This window comes from Aeromonas simiae, from assembly GCF_000820125.1.
Taxonomy (GTDB): Bacteria; Pseudomonadota; Gammaproteobacteria; order Enterobacterales; family Aeromonadaceae; genus Aeromonas; species Aeromonas simiae.
On record NZ_CDBY01000051.1, the window covers coordinates 35,095 to 52,117 of the forward strand.

The window sequence follows — 17,023 nt, forward strand, 5'->3', positions numbered from 1 at the left end:
GGGTGCGTTTGGCATCGGCGTTACAACCGCCGGCAATGATGACGCCGGTTTCTTCAAAGTCATCTGAATTACGATTGAGAATGTAGCGGCCATCCCCATCCTGATATTCATCAAGATTCTCGGCACTATTACCAGCAATGATAACAATGATGGCCCCATAAGCCGTCAATATTCTGAATTCTGCTCGCCTTGTGGCATTGGTGATCAGTGGTCGATACTCATTTTGTCGTGGTGAAAAAATGACATCGCCGGGGGAGATATAATCGATAACATTAGTCCAGACATCCTTTCCTTCGACACTACCGAAATAAAGGTCTGATTTTGGACTGACACCAATAATACCGATGTTATTATCTTCTGCCCCCGCGATACTCATACAATGAGTACCATGGTCAGAACCATTACTCTCATTATTAATAAAAGTAATGTCGCGGTTTTCTAAATCTTCATGGGGGTTGATACCACCATCGATGAGAACGAGTCTAATCTGTTCTCCAGAGCCTCCGGTGCGGGTGTAAGAGTACTCAGCATTGACGCCGAGAGCGTCATCACGCAGATAAACCTGACCTAGGAAATAGGGATTTGTGGTGGGATCACTGGCTCTGGTCTCTTCGGTCTCCACAGGGTCTATATTATTCTCCTTATAATGACGTTCGACGTAGAGCTTCTTGATAGGAAGATGCTGGTTCAGCGAGCTCTTGAGAACATCAATATCTTCACCTTCAGCGACCTCAACAGAATAGAGAAGGTTGAGGTTGTCAACATGCTGCTGATATTGCTCAGGGTGGAGTGCTTTATCCTTATGTTTTAATAACTTTAGGTAGGTTTCTTCATTAATTTCCTTATTGAGATGGTATGTATGAATGTCGTCTTGGCTAATGCTTTTGGTGGCTTGAAATACAATTCTCATCATTACCTCCTTTGTGATAGCTGCAAGAATAGTGAGTTTTTCGAATGAGTCTTTGTAGGGGGTAAAATAAGAAGATTTTATGACAATGAGTGGGTTTCGTATGTAACCCATTGGATTGTGGATATGTTTTTTTGTTTTGCTAACAAAGTGTGGTTGTGGATATTTGCGTCAGTTATTGACACTTTATTCAGTATTAAATCTCGAATGTGTCGGGATTGTTTGGTTTTATGTTCTGATATGTGATGCGATGGGGCCAGAACTCAGGCCATTGGTCGTGGTCTGCCGTGCGAGCATGGATGGAGCGACGGCGCAGTGGTGAGGATCAGGCGCTTCCCTCGTGGCGTGGGAGCGCGGCCATCATCACGGCCTTGATGGGCATGGTGTGTGGGGGCGTCAGGCAGAGCCCACCGGATAGACCACAGGCCGGCGATAGCCGGCCTGTTTCGTGCGTGAGGTGGGATTAGGGCTGATAGCCGTAGCAGCGCTTGAGCTCGCCGAACTCATAGAAGAGGCTGCCGGCCTCGATGGGGGCGCAGTCGCGCTTGAAGGCCAGCTCTTTTTCGTTGTAGAGCTGCTTGACCAACACAGTACCCGCCTGGTTGCGATAGACATCCCACTGGATGTTGGCCGCATAGGGGGAGACCCAGCCGCCGCGCCACTCGTTGTTGGCCTGGCTCATCAGCTCGCCCGGTGTGGCGCTCTGGCGGCTGCCTTCGAGTTTCATCAGGGCGGCCAGCGGGATCATGGTCTCGGCATGGGCGAAGCGCAGCTTGGCCACATGCTCGCCGGCCCCTTCCACCACCTGACGCTGCACCTCGTTGAACAGGCCATCGAGCAGAGGCTGGGCCACCGCATAGGTGGCGCTCTGGCTGCTCAGGCTCGGCCCCTTCTCGTAGAAATCCTCGGCATCGGAAAGATAAGAGAACCAGGCCGACTCCTCCGGGGTGATGAACTGCTCGAGATCCCACGGCGCCCCTTGCGCCTGCGCCTCACGAATCATGCCGGGGCCAATGATGAACAGGTTGTAGAGCATCAGGGCGGCATCCACCTCGTCGCGCACATAGGTCTTGTCGCCATCCTCCGGATTGACGGCCACATACTCCACCCCGCCGGCCAGCTCATCGACGAAGGGCTTGCTGTAGAGGCGCTCGAGCATCTCGCGGGCCATCACTTTGGTCTGGGGCAGCGCCTTGAGCGCGTCGAGGGCGGCGGTCAGCTCGGGGGCGGGGGCCACCCCGTTATCCTCGTCACCGATGAAGGCCTGGTAGGCCTGGAAGGCGGGCAGGTATTTCGCCTCCTCGGGCTCGGTCTTGTGGAAGTAGAGCTCGGCCTTGTTGCGCAGCCCCTTGTCGATCTCGGAGGGGTTCTCCTGACGGACATAACAGTCGCTGCTATCGGCCACCAGATTGACCCGCTTGGCCAGGCTCTGCATGAAGTAGTAGGCGCTTTCGTTGGCGCGATCCTTACCCGAGGTCTCGACCTTGAGGCACAAGGGGCTTGCCCCCTGGGTCAGCAGGGTGGGCAGCCGCTCGGCCAGTCGGGTGGCGAGGTTGGCGTGCTCCTCTTTTCCCAGCTCACTGAGCAGGCCATAGCCGAGTTTTTGGTTGGCGGCGGTGACCGCATCCACCTTGGCGCCGAGCCCCTGACCCAGCTCGGTCAGTGCCCCCTGCTTGGCGGCGGCCTCCCACACCAACTTGGTCAGCACATCGTACTTGGGGCTCGAGAGCGAGCGCGAGCCGTGGCGCGCCACCAGCTCGGTGAAGACCGGCTGAAAGCCGGCCGGGGCGGCGTGGTAGCTGGCACTGGCCTGACGCGGCTGATAGACCGCCTTGGTACTGTATTGATATTCACTGGATGGCGGTGGAGCACTGGAGTCGTTTGACGAGCTATTACAGCCAGAGAGCAGCAGGGCCAGCGTGACGGAGAGGGCGAGAGGGGCGTGTTGCAACATGTTCATCCTTGAAGACAGCGGAAATGGAGTGGCTGCAAGGTAAGAGGCCAAGATGACAGCAACATGTCAGATGTGCAAATGGGGGCCCTCAGGCCCCCTCGGTTTTCTCCTGCCATGGGAGGGCATGGCAGGGCGTCAGCAGGTAGCAGCCCAGCTCCAGGGCGATGGGGAGGGCGAAGATCAGCAGCGAGATCAGCATGCCCGGATTTGGGATGACCAGCAGGTGAAACAGCAGCAGCGGCGTGAGCAGGGCCAGCGGCACGCTCAGGTGGATGGGGCCGAGCCGGTTGGCGCGCAGCAATCTGGCCCTGCGCTCGCCCCGCCACACCCAGAGCACGGCCACCAGGGCGACGCCGAGAAGGAAGGGCCAGGTGAGGTAGAGATCGCGGCTGCCGGCGGGCCACAGCGCGTAGTGATCCAACAACAGCCCAAGCAGCAAGAACAGGCAGGCGGGCAGCCCAGCCTGCAACAGCAGGAAGGTGCGCAGTGCCTGCGGCGGCGGCGACTGATCGAGGATCTTGAGCAGGATCCCCTCGAGATCGAGCACGGTGCCGATGGCCACGCAGAGCAGGCCAAAGGTGAGCGGCCAGTAGGCCAGCAGCACCTCCCCCCCCTCCACTCGCCCCAGACAGAGCACCACCACCAGGTTGCTCATCAGGGCTGAGGCGGTCATCAGGAAAGCCGCCCCGTAGGGGGCCAGCAGGGAGCGGTAGCCGGCGCCATGGCCCGCATGCCAGGGAATGGCGCGTCGCCATAGCAGCAGGGCCAGCAGCAGTGACTCCAGCCAGGCCGCCGCCACCAGCGCCGTGATGGCGGCCAGATCGACCGGCCACCCCTGCTGCACCAGCAGATAGCAACCGAGGGTTGAGATCAGCACCCGCAGCAAGGAGGCGCGGCTCATCGGCCTGGTCTCGCCAGCCAGGATGCAGCACCCCTGCAGGTAGCGGCGCAGGGCCACCGCCAGCAGCGAGAAGGAGAAAAGATGCAGCAAGGTGGCGAGGTGGCCGCCGCGGCCGGCATCCCACCCGGCGATGGCGGCGTTGAAGAGCAGGAAGGTGGTCAGGGCCAGCAGCGCCGCCGCGACCAGCACCTCGCACCGCTTGCGCTCCTTGACGACCAGGGTGCAGAGCGGGAAGACAAAGGCGTTGGCGAACATGAAGGTACTGAGCGCCAAGGCATAGTCGGCACTGGCCGCCAGGTTGCTGGCGGCCAGGATCAGCGAGATGACCGGCAACTCGAGGTTGAGCAGGCTGACGCTGATGGCACTGGGTAGCCAGAGTCTGAGCATGGCACCCAGGGTCACGGCTGCGTCTCCTGCTCCTTGGCGGCCTGATAGGGGCAAAACTCCTCGACCAGCCAGCGGAAGTCGGCCTCCAGCAGGGCGCGCGAGCGGCTCCACAGCAGGACGCCGCCGATGCGATCGCGCACGCTCTGGGGCTGGATGAGCGGTGCGCCGTGGGCGACTTCCCAGCTCGCCTGATGTTGGCTCTGTAGCGGCAAGGGATGGCGGGTGTGGGCGTGCTGGCCGGGGCGCTGGGGATACCAGACCCAGGCGGCCACTTCGCCGGTCTCGAGGTCGGGCGGGGGCAGGCGGCCCATCTGGGCCAGAAAGTGCTGCTCCTCGATGTTGCGCCCCGAGCAGCGGGCATGCATCTGCGGGATCCAGCCCCCCGGCGCCCTGGCGGCGATCTCGAGAAAGATCAGCCGGTCATCGCGGGTGTGGAACAGCTCGAGGTGGGTGGCGCCGTCAGGCACCTGGCCGAGGGCGCGAAACACCTGATGGTTGAACGCCACCAGCCGGGCGTGCAGGGGGTCCTCCGGGGAGAGGGGCAGGCTGCCCACCGGCTTGCCGTTGATGAACTCGGCATTGGGGTGGCTGTAGCGGCACAGGTAGAGCGAGCGCACCTCCCCCCGATAGACCAAGGCATCGACATGGTAGAGATCCCCGTCGAGAAACTCGTCGAGCTCGTAGTTGCTCACCCCGGCGTGTTGCCGGCACCAAAGGGCGAGGGCCGTAGCATCGGTCAGCTTGGCGATCCGCTCGCTGCCGGCCGAATCGACCTGCTTGGCGAAGATGGGAAAGCCGAGGTGCTCGGCCAGCTCGCGGCAGTAATCCTCCCCCTCCTGCTCATGGCGCTCGGGCAGGAACGGGACGGCGCGCGGCACCGGCACTTCGCCCTTACTCATCACCTCCTTCATGCGCAGCTTGTTGATAAAGGGGAGGATGGCGGCGTGATCCGGGCCTGGAATGGAGAAGCGCTCGCGCAGCAGGGCGGCGTGGCCGAGGAAGTACTCGTCGTTGGTGAGGATGCGCACCTCGTCCATGTCGCTGAGGTGGCGCTCTTGCAACAGGGTGCGGCAGGCCTGCTCGAGGCGGGTCTGATCATAGGGGTGGCAGATGTCGATGCGATCGAAGCAGGCCTTCTGGGCATCGCTCAGGTTGGCCCACCCCTGCTCGCCGGTGAGCAGGCAGAGCGCGTACTGGCCGGGGGCGGCCAGCCGCTGCCAGTCGGCGCGAAAGGTGACGATGTTTTGCAGGACGATGAAGGTCTTCATGCTCTCTCCCTTTGCTCAGGCCGGAACGGCAGACCAGTCGCGGGTGCGCACTGTCTTGCTGTTGAAGTCGGTGACCAGGGCGGTGTCGCTTTGCCAGTGGTCGCTGGGCACCACCACCTTGCCGGAGGCGCCGGGAATGTCGATGACGTGCTGCGGGAAGGCCAGCCCGGAGAGCTCGTTGCGCAGCGCCGTCACGATGGCGATCTCCTCTTCCAGCGTCATGACGAAGCGGCGGGTCGAGGTCACCTCCTGGCCGTGGTAGAGGTAGTAGGGGCGCACGCCCAGCTCAAACAGTTGCAGGAACAGGCGCTTGAGCGTCTCCTTGTCATCGTTGACCCCCTTGAGGAAGACACTCTGGCAGAGCATGACGAACCCCATGCGGCGAAACGCCTGGATCAGCGCGATCACCTCGGGTTGCAGCTCATCCGGGTGATCGATGTGCAGGCTCAGGTAGACGGTGGGTTTGCAGCGGGCCAGCTCCTCCATCAGCTCGAGGCGTACCCGCTCGGGGTTTTGCAACGGGTAGCGGGTGTGGATGCGCACCACCTTCACGTGCTCGATCTCGCTGAGGCGGGCAAACAGGTACTGCAACCCCTTGGGGTTGGTGAGCGGATCGCCGCCGCTGGCGATCACCTCGTAGATGGTGGGATCCTGGCGGATGTACTCCACGATCTGGTCGATCTGCTCGGTCCTGAGCCGCCCCTCCACATCCAGGCCGACGCCGACTCGATCCTGACGCTCACAGTAGCGGCAGTTGGCGGCGCAGGTGTAAGAGAGCAGCACCAGCAGCTGTCCTTCGTACTTGCGCACCGTGCCAAATATCGGGGAGGAGCTCTTCTCGTTGAGCAGATCGACCTCCAGGTTGGCCGGCAGGGTCTCGTGCTCGGGGTTGAAGCGATACATCTCGCGGATGGCGGCGCTGCGCTGGCTCAGGGCGGCGAGATAGGGGGTCAGTTTCTCCGAGAAGCGGGTATCGCTCTCGGGGCGAAACAGGGCGATGGTGTCGTCCATGAACATTCCTCGGGGATCAGGCCAGGGTCAGTGGCAAGGGGTTGACGCAATCACGCGGCTGCTCGTCGCTGAGCAGCCGCCGGATCAGGGTGGCGGACTTGCTGCGCATCTCGTGCAGCGCCGCCTCGGAGTAGAAGGCCGAATGGGCGGTCAGGATCACATTGTCCAGGGCGCGCAGCGCTGCCGGGATCGCCGGCTCGTGCTCCACCACGTCGAGCCCTGCGCCAGCCAGGATGCCCTGCTGCAAGGCCGCCAGCAGTGCCTCCCGCTCTATGATGGCGCCACGGGCGGTGTTGATGAGCAGGGTCTGTGGCCGCATCTTGGCGAAGGCATCGGCATCGAGCAGGTGGTGGCTGCCGGGATTGAGATCCGCGTGTACCGAGAGGATGTCGCAGCAGCCGAGCAGCTCGTCGAGCCGTTCGCAGCGCTGTACCCCGTGCGCCTTGTCGAGGCCGCTTGCCACATGGGGATCGTAGAAGTGCACGTGCAGCCCGAACGCCTGGGCCCGCCGGGCCATGGCGCTGCCGATGCGGCCAAAACCGATGAGGCCAAGGTGACGGCCGTGCAGGCGGGTCAGGGTCTTCACGCAGGACCAGTCCCACCCCCCCTCGCGCACCTGGCGATCGCTTTGGGGCAGCTTGCGCGCTAGGGCCAGCAACAGGGCCATGGCGTGATCGGCGACCTCCTCGGTGCCGTAGTCGGGGATGTTATAGACGGCGATCCCCAGCTGGCGGGCGGCGACGATGTCGATGTTGTCATAGCCGACCGCGGCCTTGACGATGGCGCGGCAGCGGGGCAGGCGGGCGAGGAAGGCGGCATCGAACTGGATGGCCGGGATGCAGGCCCAGATGATCAGGTAGTCCTGGCTGGCCAGCAGCGCGTCGGACAGCTCATCGGTGTGAGCGATGTGGCGCAGCTCGAGCTGGTGCCCCAGCAGGAACTCCTGCTCGACCTGAGGGAGGGGGAAGTGCTGCTCCGTGGTGGAGTCGATGATCAATATGCGAGCCATGAGTGTGACGCCGTGTGACAAGTCGGTAACAAATGAGAACGGCGGCTAGTACAACATGGCGATATTGGCGAAACAATATGGCGCTTTAATAGAATAAATGACCAGTTTATGTGGGCGATATAGTGCAAAAAATGGGAGGTGGTGGAGGGAGATGGCGCATCCCAGGTGAAGGGAGGGGGCTTTGTGATATGTCAATCAGCAATCCGGCGGGAGGGCTTGTCAGATATGACAGGCCCGTCGCCGGGCCTGTCATCGGAGTCAGCGGGATGCGCTCGAGGTGGCGCGCGTGGCTAACCAGCGGCGTCCCCAGCGCCACAGGCCATAGCCGATGGCGAGCAGCAGCACATAGGCCGACTCCTCGGCCAGCGCCACGAACACCGCTAGGCAGAGCAGGGCGCTGAGCCCGGCCAGCCACTTGCCGATGCGCGGCAGCAGCACGAAACCGGCCGCCATCGACAGCAGGTAGACCAGGATGAAGTTGCCGTTGGCGTAGCGGATCAGCTTGTCGAGGGGCAGCTGCCACCACAGGATCAGGGTGATGGAGAGCAGGCAGACGCCGAGCACCAGGCTCAGGGCGTTGAGCGGCGAGCCACGGGCGGTGAGGCGGGCCAGCGGCGCCGGCAGCTTACCCTCTCTGGCCATGCTCCAGATCAGGCGGGCAAACCCTTGCAGGTAGATGTTGATGCTGGCAAAGCAGGAGAGGTAGCCGAGCAGGGCGGCCAGCACCTTGGCCTCGGGCCCGAACAGGTCAGCCAGCAGGGCCGGGATGGCGGTGGTGTTCTGCGCCTCGCTGCCGTAGTGGCCGAACTTGAGCACTGCCACCGAGTTGGCCCAGTAGATGACGCCGGCCAGCAGCACGCCGCCGAGCAGGGCCAGCGGGTAGTCCCGCTCCGGCCGCTTGAACTCCTCGCCGAGATGGGCGAAGGCCTCGAGCCCCACATAGCACCAGAACATCACCGCCAGCGCCGTGCTCATGGCGGGCCACTCAGCCTGGGTCGGCAGCGCTCGGACGCCGTCACTGATGGCGAGATCGCCCTGGAACCACACCAGCAGGGTGAGCGCCAGGATTGCCAGTGCGATCAGCAGTTGCAGGTTGCCCGAGGAGCGCGCGCCGCGCAGGCCGAGCAGATAGACCCCGAGCAGGGTGGCGAGCTGCACCAGCCAGAGCGTCACGGCGTTCATCTCGAACAGGGCGTGCCAGAAGCCGGCCGCCATGGAGAGCGCCGCCGGCAAGCCGACCGGCAGCACGGCCAGAAACAGGAAGGCGGAGAAGCGCTCGGCGCCGTTGCCGAAGGCCAGGCCGATCAGGTGCGGTGCACCGCCTGCGTGGGGGTAGCGGCGCCCGAGGCGGGCGAAGGTGAAGGCGATGGGCAGCACTAAAGTGATGAGCAGCAGCCAGGCCCAGAGGGAGGCGCTGCCGGCGAGCGCGGCGGCGGTGGCCGGTACGACGAAGATGCCGGTACCGAGCAACGAGGTGGCGAGCAACCCCATTCCCTGCCACAGACCCAGCTCTTTTTTGAGGCGAGACATGTCCTTATTGTCCAGAAAAACCAAGGGAGGCCTCCATGCTAGGCTGTTTTCCGGTCACTGCAAGGCATAAACGAAAAAAGGGCCCGTGAGGGCCCTTGGTGTCTTCATGCGGTTTAATTGCGACCGGCGAACACCACCACCACCTTGTCGCCATCCTTCTCGCGCACAAAGCTGTAGGGCGCGTCGGAGAGTTTCTTGTGGCTGCCGCTGGCGATGGCGGGGTGGCTGGCGCGGAACTGGCCGATCTTCTGCCAGTGACGCAGCAGGCCGGCCTTGTCGCCGCTGCCAAGCTCGCTCCAGTTCATGTCGCTGCGCAGGGCCTGGTCAAACACCCCGCCATCCTTGGCCAGTCCACGGCCGGATTCGTCACCGTAGTAGACCTGCACGCCGCCCGGCAGCATCAGGAAGCTGTTGGCGACCCGCTTTTGCAGCGCCACGTCCTGATAGTCACCGAAGAAGAGCTTGGTGTCGTGGGAGGAGATGTAGCTCATCACGTTGAAGTTGGGGTCGGTATTGAGGCGCTGGGCGTAGGAGGCATAGGTCGGCTCGGCCTGGCTCATGCACTGGGCGTGAGTGAGTGCCCCCTCGCGCTGATAGTCGAAGTTGATCAGCGAGTCGAAGCCGTTTTGGTACCAGAAGTCCTTGCTCACCCCGTGATCCCACACCTCACCCACCATGTAGAAGGGGAGATCGTCGAGCTTCTTGTCTGGGTTGGCGCTCTTCCACTCCTTGAGTGCGGCATTGCCGGCGGCCTTGAGCTTGGCCCAGACGGCCGGCTCGAGGTGCTTGACGGTATCGGCGCGGAAGCCGTCGATGCCGAAGCGGCGCACCCAGTCGGTGTGCCATGCCACCAGATAGTCGCTGACGCTGGCGCCCGGGATCGGTGTGGCGCGGGTATCGGCCTTGCGCTTGAGGAACTCGGGCAAGTCGACCGGTTGGTTCGATTCGGTCAGGAAGTCGGGCATGCCGGCGATACTGCCGGTGACGTCATCAAAGCCGGGCTGCGGATAACCGGGCAGACCGGCGCGAACCCAATCCTTGCCCCACCACTGGTTCCAGTCATTGGACTGGTAGTTGATAAACTGGTTGTAGCCATGCCAGTCGAGGCCGCCACTCGGGGTCCAGCTGTTCCAGCGCTTGGGCAGCTTGCCGGTGTTCTGGGCCAGCGAGGTGAGGCCGAGATCCTGCAAATCTGCCAGCGTGGCGTAGCCGGCGTGGTTCATCACCACGTCGAGCAGCACCCGCAGGCCGCGCTTGTGGGCCTCGTCGACCAGGGTGCGCAGGCTCTCTTCGTCCCCGTAGTTGGGGTCTATTTTGGTGAAATCGAGCGCCCAGTAGCCGTGATAGCCATAGAAGGGGAAGCTGCCCTGCTCACCCCCGCCGATGAAACCGTGGATCTGCTCCACCATGGGGGTGATCCAGATGGCGTTCATGCCGAGCGCCTTGATGTAGTCGAGCTTCTCGGTCAATCCCTTGAAGTCGCCGCCGTGCCAGGTGGCCACCTCATCCTTGCCATCCTTCTGACGGCCAAAGCTGTTGTCATTGCTGGGGTCGCCATTGTTGAAGCGGTCGGTCAGCACGAAGTAGACGCTGGCCTGATCCCAATCAAAGGGGGCACTCTTGGCGGCGTTGACCGGCTCGAGCAGCAGCAGGCCACCGCTGCTGGCCGAGGGGGTCAGGGTCAGCTTGCCGCCCTTGACGACGCCCTCCTGCCCCGAATAAGCGTCGCGCAGCCGGGTGCCGTCCGGCCATACCCCCTTGACGGAGGCGGTGACCGGGCCACCGTCCCAGCGGGCACACTCCACCTCGGGCGGGGTACGAGTGACCACCCCCTTCTTGGTGGCGCGCAGCACCTTGAGGGTGGCGCGTTGCTCATCGAAGGAGAACTCATAGTCGCCGGGCAGCATGACCCGCAGCTGGTAGGCCTTTGCCTTGCCGCACTCGGCCAGTGGCAGTGCCTTGCCAAACGGCAGCGGGGCCGCCTCGGCCGGGCCGCAGAGGCGGCCGTCATCGGTGATCTGGATCTGGTAACTGCCCTTGGTCAGGGGATGGACCACCTTGCCGCCATCGAAGGGGGCTGCAATCGGCTTGCCGTCGACGGTGAGATAGAGGGGAGCGGCTGCCTGACCCAGGGTCGGCAGGGCGGTCAGCAGGGCGAAGCACAGTGGCGTGAGCGAGCGGTACATGGGCAATCCTTTGACACGGGATAAACGAGTTGCCCCATTCTAGGCGCCGGGGGAGGGAAAGGGGGACAAGCTTGGCCCGGAACTGTGAACTGGTTTGAAATGAGAACGGTTTCAATGAGATGGAATAAAAAAGGGGCCCCGGAAGGCCCCTTTGCGTCTGTCAGACGGTGAAGAACTTGGCGTTGACGAAGGCCACCGCGATGAAGGAGGCCACCATGCCGCTTAGGCACAATATCGCGGGCCGCAGCGCCGGCCAGCGCCGGCTGATGAGGATGATCGCCAGCAGGGTGGGGTAGAGGCCGAACATGTAGCGTGGCATGGCATTGAGGCCGGTCATCAGCGGTATGGTGCAGCAGATGACCATCAGGGTCGCCTCGGCCCAGCGCTTCTGACTGAACAGCCACAGGTTCAGCGCCCAGCCGAACATCACCATGATGGAGAGGTACATCTTGCGCCCCCCCAGCTCAAAGCCGCTGATCCACCAGTCGAGCGGGCTGTCCATCGCCCGGCCCCACGCCACCTGGATGTGCTTGAAGGCCAGTGCGTCACCGGTCAGGTGATAGAGGTAGAACATGTAGGAGAAGAGGCCAAGTGGGATCAGCCACAGAGCGAACACCACCTTGAAGGCATTCTCGGTGAAGCGGAAGAACTCGCGCCAGCCATAGGCCTGCAACGCCAGGATCAGCACCGGGAACACCATCATGACCCCGAGGTTACGGGTGCTTGAGATAAGGATGCCGATGAGGCCGACCAGCAGCCACTGCTGGCGGTAGGCGAACAGGAACATGAGCAGCATGAAGAGCATGAACATGGACTCGCCATAACCCGAGACGAAGTAGGCGGAGAAGGGGGAGAAGGCCAGCAGCCAGACCCCGAAGCGGGCGGTCTCCTCGTCCATCTTGATCTGGCGCAGCACCAGCAGCATGGCTGGCAGGGCGAAGAAGAAGGCGGTGTTGGCCACCAGCATCAAGGCGGTCAGGGTGTCGCCGCCGATCAGCTTGGAGAGGCCGCCGCTCAGCATGGGGTAGAGCGGCATGAAGGCCCAGTTGGCGGCGTTACCCTTGCTCAGCCAGCGCGGGTAGAGGTCATAGCCGTTCTCGATGATGCGCATAAACCAGACGCAGTCAAACTGGCAATAGGCCTGGAAGGGGCCGAGCTGCGGGTTGCCATAGAGGTGGACACCGGCATAGCCAAAACCATAGAGGGCGATGCGGCTTAGCAAAAATGCCGCCATGACCAGCCACCAGTCTTGGCGGCTCAGACGCAGGGAGGGGCGGTAAGGCCCCGTCAGTGCAGATTCACTCATCAGGCAAATACCCAGATTCGAGACAGAAGGTAGGTCAGTATGGTCACCGTCAGGGTGGCGATCACCACCGGCAGCAGGCCGGCCAGCCCCCCCCACAGCAGAGCGCTCAGGATCAGGTTGCGCACCAACAGTGAGAACAGGGCGACCAGCAGGAACTTGCTGGCGGCGCCTTGCTTTTGGAAGGTGATGTAGCGGTGGCCGAAGAAGGAGAACCAGAAAGCCACGGCAAACGCCAGGGTGGTGACCAGGTGCTCCGAGATGCCGGGCCACAGGTGGAACAGGGCAAACGAGGTGCCCAGATCCACCAGGGTGGCGCCGCCGCCGACGAAGCCGAAACGCACCAGACGCCAGAACTCATCGCGGGAGATCATGCCTCGCCCTGCTCCTTGCTTTGCGCCTGCGGCTCGGTGCGGCGGGCATATTCGCCGTAGACCCCTTCAATCAGGTAGACGGGGCGCTGCTTCACCTCGACGAACATGCGGCCGATGTACTCGCCGATGATGCCGAGGGAGATGAGCTGGATCCCGCCGAGGAATAGCACCACCGACATCAGTGAGGCGTAACCGGGTACGTCGATGCCAAAGAAGATCACCTGGGTGATGATCTTGAGGATGTAGAGGAAGGCCACGGCAGAGACACCGACGCCCACGTAGCTCCACACCCGCAGCGGCCAGCTGGAGAAGCTCAGCAGCCCGTCGAGGGCGAAGTTCCACAGCTTCCAGTAGTTGAACTTGGTCTCGCCGGCGTGGCGCGCCGGGCGCTCATAGGGGACACCGACCGAGCGAAAGCCCGCCCAGGCAAACAGCCCCTTCATGAAGCGGTTGCGCTCGGGCAGTTGCTTGATGGCCTCGACCACGCGGCGGTCGATGAGACGGAAGTCACCGGCGTTCTCCGGCAGCTTGGTCTGGCTCGAGAGGGCGTTGAAGAAACGGTAGAAGCCGCCGGCGGTGAGGCGCTTCATCGGGGTGTCGGCGCTGCGATCGACCCGGATGCCGTAGACGGTGTCATAGTCGCCGCTCTGCCACAGCTTGACGAACTCCAGGATCAGGGCCGGCGGATCTTGCAAGTCCACATCCATCGGCACCACGGCATCCCCTTGCGCCTGGTGCAGGCCGGCGGTCAGGGCCGCCTCCTTGCCGAAGTTGCGCGCCAGATTGACCAGGGTCACGCGCGGATCGCGGGCAATGGCCTGCTCGACCACCTCGCGGGTGCGATCACGGCTGCCGTCGTTGACGAAGACGATCTCGAGCTGATCCTTGAGTGGGGCAAGTTCATCGTCGATGGCGGCGATGAAGGCATCGATACTTTCTTCCTCGTTATAGACAGGGACGACCAACGAGAGTCGGAAAGAAGTATTCGACATGGAGTGACATCCTTATTGTGAAGGCAGCGACGTGTTCTATTGTGCGACTTTCATCTGCACGGTGTGAAAATTCAACGGCTCTGGGGTCGAGATGGCCAGGAAGTTGGGTTGGCTCGGGTCCGCCTTGAGCAGGTTGCCCGGCAGGTTGAGTTTGACCTCGTTGAGCCCCTGCTTGGCCAGCTTGATGGTGGTGGTCCAGTCGTGGCCGAGGGCCACCTTGAGCAGGGTGCCTGCCTTGGGGCTGTCCACCTTGGCCAGCACGGTCAGGGCGTCGGGCTGCTTGGACAGCACGAAGTAGAGCCCGCCTTCCCCTTGTAGCTGGGTCCCCTGCGCGGTCGGCTTGCTGGCCCACCCTTCGCTGGAAAGGAAGCGGCTCGGCTTGGCCAAATCGAGTTGATTGCCGGTGTGGTAGACCAGGTCTGAGTTGTGCTCCCAGAACTGGGTCTTACCCTCCATGTAATAGAGGCGATAGGAGAGGCTGACCTGGGGGTGGGCCGCCAGGTAAAGGGTGTAAAGATAGAATCCGCTCAGGGCCAGAATGGCTGATGCGAAACCGGCTTTCTTGAACATGTAGACTCTCGCTCACTCACAGAACAGAAGGGGCTTTCAAGCGCACATGCTAATCAATTTGCCAGAAAAGCCTAGTGGCTCACAAAAATAAATTTTGTTCGGAATTTAAACGCTGCTCAGACCATCCTGCAAAACAGCAGGATGCGGTCAATCTCGCAAAAATATGGCGATAAAAAGAGTGAGTGGCGTGCTACTTTGAGTCCGAATTAGGTGGCCTCGCGGGCAGGGATGGTGAGCATGAAATGCTGGATATGGATCGTGATGCTGTTAAGTGGTGCGGCCCAGGCGGGTTGTGAGCGTCCGTGGCGAGTCGGGTACGATGACTGGCCTCCCTACCACTACCGTAATCAGGAGCAGGTACTCACCGGTTTTGCCGTGCAGGTACTGGAGGCCGTTGCTAAGCGGATGGACTGCTACGTGGTGTTTCGCGAGCGCCCCTGGAAGCGCACCCTGCAAGGGGTGGCCAGCGGCGATTTGGATATTGCCATGGAGGCCACCCAGAGTGAGGCTCGCAGCCGCTACGCCTATTTCTCTGACCCCTATAGCCCTGGTCTCATTCTGTTGTGGGTCAGGGAAGGGGAGCAGGATGGCGCAACCAGTCTGAGAGAGTGGCTCGAGCAGGGGAAGCGTCTGGGTACGACGCGTGAATTTGATTATGGCGATCCGGTGATGCAGTTGCTCGCTGAGCATGCCAAACAGGTCACGCCTCTGGTCGAGGAGGAGCGCAACTACGGCAAGTTGCAATTGCAGCGTATCGACGGATTTCTCGGGGATGCGTTTGCTACCCGCTGGAAACTGGAGCAGGAAAACCTGCTGGCAGACATAGTGCCGCACCAGGCGCGCGTCATCGCCATGCCGACCCGATTCATGCTATCCAAACGGCGGTTTGACCCCGCCTTCGTGGCACAATTCAATCAAGCCCTGGCTGCCTTTCAGGCTGACCGAGAGTATGATGCGCTTCTGCGCCGCTACGCGCCGGTAGGGGTGCGCCCGTAATGGGGATACTTCGTTTTTCGGCTTTTGCGAAGGCAGCTGGTCTGCCGCCATGTAGGGTTTGAGGTAGATATGGGTATGAGGTTATGGCTGGCATTGGCCAATCTGATCTGGTTGGGATGCTGGCCGGTTACCGCGGTGCAGGCCAATGAGGTGTCTGCCGTGGTTGCGGCTACCGACAGGGTTTCCCATGACTGGGGAAGCGAGGTCGCGGCCCGCGAAGAGTTGCAGCAACAGCTGTTTGAGGCCGCGCTGGCCCAGTTCCATCCCGATTTCGTCCATCTGTGGAAATCGCTGCAAACTACGTCCGAAGAGCAGCGTGGCCCCCTCTATGATGAGGCATTTCGCAAGTTGAGCCGCTTCCAGCATATCTGGCGCGGGCTCGATTTCGTCTCGCGCGAGCAGATCGGCAGTATGACTGTGGATCTCTCCAAGGCGGCTCCCAGCATCGAGACCAAGGGCTTGCTCGATGCGGTGACGGCGCTGCGCCCCTCGGTGTCTGAATACGCCATCGTGCGCAACGAGGTGCAAAAGCTACTGGCATTGCCGATGGCCGAGCGCTGGCCCGCCCTCTCCATCCCGACCCTGCGTGAGGGGGAGAGCTCCCCCTCTCTGGCCGAGATCCGCAGGATCTTGGTTGAGCTCGGTGACATGCCGCAGGATCATGACCGCGAGAGCATCTATGACGGTGAGACCCTGAGCGCCATCAAGGCGTTTCAATCCCGTCACGGCTTGACCGCCGATGGCATCATAGGTCGGCAGACCCAGAGCTGGCTCAGCACCGGCCCGGAGGCGCGTGCCCGCCTGCTGCTGCGCAACTTGTGGCGGCGTGATGTGGTCGACCGCCTGCCCGAGCAGCGCTACGTGCTGGTCAACATTCCCGATTACCACCTGAGCGTGGTCGAGCAGGGGCGCGAGATCTTCACCAGCCGTGTCATCGTCGGCCAGCAACTGCGGGCCACCCCCATTCTGGCCAGCGAGATCCGCTCCGTGGTGATCAACCCCTCCTGGAATGTGCCGACCTCCATCATGCGCAAAGACATCCTGCCTAAGCTGGCGCGTGATCCCGGTTACCTCTCCCGTCAGCAGATCGAGGTGATCGACGGCCAGGGCAACCCGGTGCAGTTCTCCCCTGAAGGGTGGAGCCACGCCCTGGCCTCCGGTTTCCCCTATCGCCTGCGCCAGAAGCCGGGCGATCACAACGCCCTCGGCCGCTACAAGTTCTACCTGCCGAACAACGATGCCATTTATTTGCACTCGACCCCGAAGAAGGGGTTGTTCGAGCAGGGGGCGCGGGCTCTGAGCTCCGGGTGTGTGCGGGTTGAGAAGGCGGAGAATCTGGCGCAACTGCTGCTGGCGCCGACCCCGCGCAAACAGCAGGAGATCAATGGCCTGCTCAAGCAGACCACCACCCGGTGGATGCCGCTCTCGACGCCGGTGCCGGTGTTCACCGTCTACTGGAGCAGCTGGATCGACGGCGAGGGCAAGCAGCACTTCCGTAACGATATCTATGGTTTCGACAAGGGCAGCTTCAAGAGCGTGTTGTGACGAAAGACGTCGTGACCATTATCACGTTTGTGACACCCGGCCGCTGCCGGGTGTCATTTTTTGAGCCTCGGGTTTGACAGTTTACCGCTC

The 17,023-nt window shown here is 62.2% G+C and carries 14 protein-coding genes; 2 read left to right on the plus strand and 12 right to left on the minus strand.

What is annotated here, in order from left to right; all coding sequences use genetic code 11:
- From BN1134_RS19990 to BN1134_RS09615, 12 genes are all read right to left on the minus strand, one after another.
- Positions 1–910, minus strand: a 910-nt coding sequence (locus BN1134_RS19990; protein ID WP_042046869.1) for a S8 family serine peptidase, incomplete at its 3' end; no start/stop codon positions are given.
- 460 nt (positions 911–1,370) lie between these two features.
- Positions 1,371–2,861 (minus strand): histidine-type phosphatase, encoded by a 1,491-nt coding sequence (locus tag BN1134_RS09565; protein WP_232300618.1) that lies wholly within the window; start codon positions 2,859–2,861, stop codon positions 1,371–1,373.
- 88 nt (positions 2,862–2,949) lie between these two features.
- Positions 2,950–4,164, minus strand: a complete 1,215-nt coding sequence (locus BN1134_RS09570; RefSeq protein WP_198133161.1) for a hypothetical protein — start codon at positions 4,162–4,164, stop codon at positions 2,950–2,952.
- Positions 4,161–5,417 carry an ATP-grasp domain-containing protein gene (locus BN1134_RS09575; RefSeq protein WP_042046872.1) on the minus strand — a complete coding sequence of 419 codons (1,257 nt, stop codon included), beginning with the start codon at positions 5,415–5,417 and terminating at the stop codon, positions 4,161–4,163. Before BN1134_RS09575 ends, BN1134_RS09570 begins: the two co-directional genes overlap by 4 nt.
- A 15-nt stretch (positions 5,418–5,432) precedes the next feature.
- Complete coding sequence (locus BN1134_RS09580) at positions 5,433–6,428, minus strand: KamA family radical SAM protein (RefSeq protein WP_198133162.1); 996 nt, start codon at positions 6,426–6,428, stop codon at positions 5,433–5,435.
- A gap of 16 nt (positions 6,429–6,444) precedes the next feature.
- Positions 6,445–7,437: a C-terminal binding protein gene (locus tag BN1134_RS09585; RefSeq protein WP_042046874.1), complete on the minus strand. Its 993-nt coding sequence runs from the start codon at positions 7,435–7,437 to the stop codon at positions 6,445–6,447.
- 258 nt (positions 7,438–7,695) lie between these two features.
- On the minus strand, positions 7,696–8,967 hold the full coding sequence (gene yjeH / locus BN1134_RS09590; protein ID WP_042046983.1) for an L-methionine/branched-chain amino acid transporter: 1,272 nt from the start codon (positions 8,965–8,967) through the stop codon (positions 7,696–7,698).
- A 113-nt stretch (positions 8,968–9,080) separates the two neighbouring features.
- Positions 9,081–11,153 (minus strand): alpha-amylase, encoded by a 2,073-nt coding sequence (locus BN1134_RS09595; RefSeq protein ID WP_042046875.1) that lies wholly within the window; start codon positions 11,151–11,153, stop codon positions 9,081–9,083.
- Positions 11,154–11,313: 160 nt separating this feature from the next.
- Positions 11,314–12,459, minus strand: a complete 1,146-nt coding sequence (locus tag BN1134_RS09600) for a membrane protein (protein WP_042046876.1) — start codon at positions 12,457–12,459, stop codon at positions 11,314–11,316.
- Positions 12,459–12,830: a GtrA family protein gene (locus BN1134_RS09605; protein WP_042046878.1), complete on the minus strand. Its 372-nt coding sequence runs from the start codon at positions 12,828–12,830 to the stop codon at positions 12,459–12,461. The genes BN1134_RS09600 and BN1134_RS09605 overlap by 1 nt, the downstream gene beginning before the upstream one ends.
- Complete coding sequence (locus BN1134_RS09610; protein WP_042046879.1) at positions 12,827–13,822, minus strand: glycosyltransferase family 2 protein; 996 nt, start codon at positions 13,820–13,822, stop codon at positions 12,827–12,829. Before BN1134_RS09610 ends, BN1134_RS09605 begins: the two co-directional genes overlap by 4 nt.
- A 36-nt stretch (positions 13,823–13,858) precedes the next feature.
- Positions 13,859–14,392, minus strand: coding sequence for a hypothetical protein (locus BN1134_RS09615; RefSeq protein ID WP_042046880.1), 534 nt, complete (start codon positions 14,390–14,392; stop codon positions 13,859–13,861).
- 237 nt (positions 14,393–14,629) lie between these two features.
- Between BN1134_RS09615 and BN1134_RS09620 the strand changes: the two genes are divergently transcribed.
- Complete coding sequence (locus BN1134_RS09620; RefSeq protein ID WP_232300619.1) at positions 14,630–15,388, plus strand: substrate-binding periplasmic protein; 759 nt, start codon at positions 14,630–14,632, stop codon at positions 15,386–15,388.
- A 69-nt stretch (positions 15,389–15,457) separates the two neighbouring features.
- Positions 15,458–16,933 carry a L,D-transpeptidase family protein gene (locus BN1134_RS09625; protein WP_042046882.1) on the plus strand — a complete coding sequence of 492 codons (1,476 nt, stop codon included), beginning with the start codon at positions 15,458–15,460 and terminating at the stop codon, positions 16,931–16,933.
- The last annotated feature ends 90 nt before the right edge of the window (positions 16,934–17,023 follow it).

Bases quoted from the DNA above. Each gene is read 5' to 3' on its own strand.
- BN1134_RS09565 (WP_232300618.1), bottom strand. From the start codon at position 2,861: ATGTTGCAACACGCCCCTCTCGCCCTCTCCGTCACGCTGGCCCTGCTG.
- BN1134_RS09575 (WP_042046872.1), bottom strand. From the start codon at position 5,417: ATGAAGACCTTCATCGTCCTGCAAAACATCGTCACCTTTCGCGCCGAC.
- BN1134_RS09580 (WP_198133162.1), bottom strand. From the start codon at position 6,428: ATGGACGACACCATCGCCCTGTTTCGCCCCGAGAGCGATACCCGCTTC.
- BN1134_RS09585 (WP_042046874.1), bottom strand. From the start codon at position 7,437: ATGGCTCGCATATTGATCATCGACTCCACCACGGAGCAGCACTTCCCC.
- yjeH (WP_042046983.1), bottom strand. From the start codon at position 8,967: ATGTCTCGCCTCAAAAAAGAGCTGGGTCTGTGGCAGGGAATGGGGTTG.
- BN1134_RS09595 (WP_042046875.1), bottom strand. From the start codon at position 11,153: ATGTACCGCTCGCTCACGCCACTGTGCTTCGCCCTGCTGACCGCCCTG.
- BN1134_RS09600 (WP_042046876.1), bottom strand. From the start codon at position 12,459: ATGAGTGAATCTGCACTGACGGGGCCTTACCGCCCCTCCCTGCGTCTG.
- BN1134_RS09605 (WP_042046878.1), bottom strand. From the start codon at position 12,830: ATGATCTCCCGCGATGAGTTCTGGCGTCTGGTGCGTTTCGGCTTCGTC.
- BN1134_RS09610 (WP_042046879.1), bottom strand. From the start codon at position 13,822: ATGTCGAATACTTCTTTCCGACTCTCGTTGGTCGTCCCTGTCTATAAC.
- BN1134_RS09615 (WP_042046880.1), bottom strand. From the start codon at position 14,392: ATGTTCAAGAAAGCCGGTTTCGCATCAGCCATTCTGGCCCTGAGCGGA.
- BN1134_RS09620 (WP_232300619.1), top strand. From the start codon at position 14,630: ATGAAATGCTGGATATGGATCGTGATGCTGTTAAGTGGTGCGGCCCAG.
- BN1134_RS09625 (WP_042046882.1), top strand. From the start codon at position 15,458: ATGGGTATGAGGTTATGGCTGGCATTGGCCAATCTGATCTGGTTGGGA.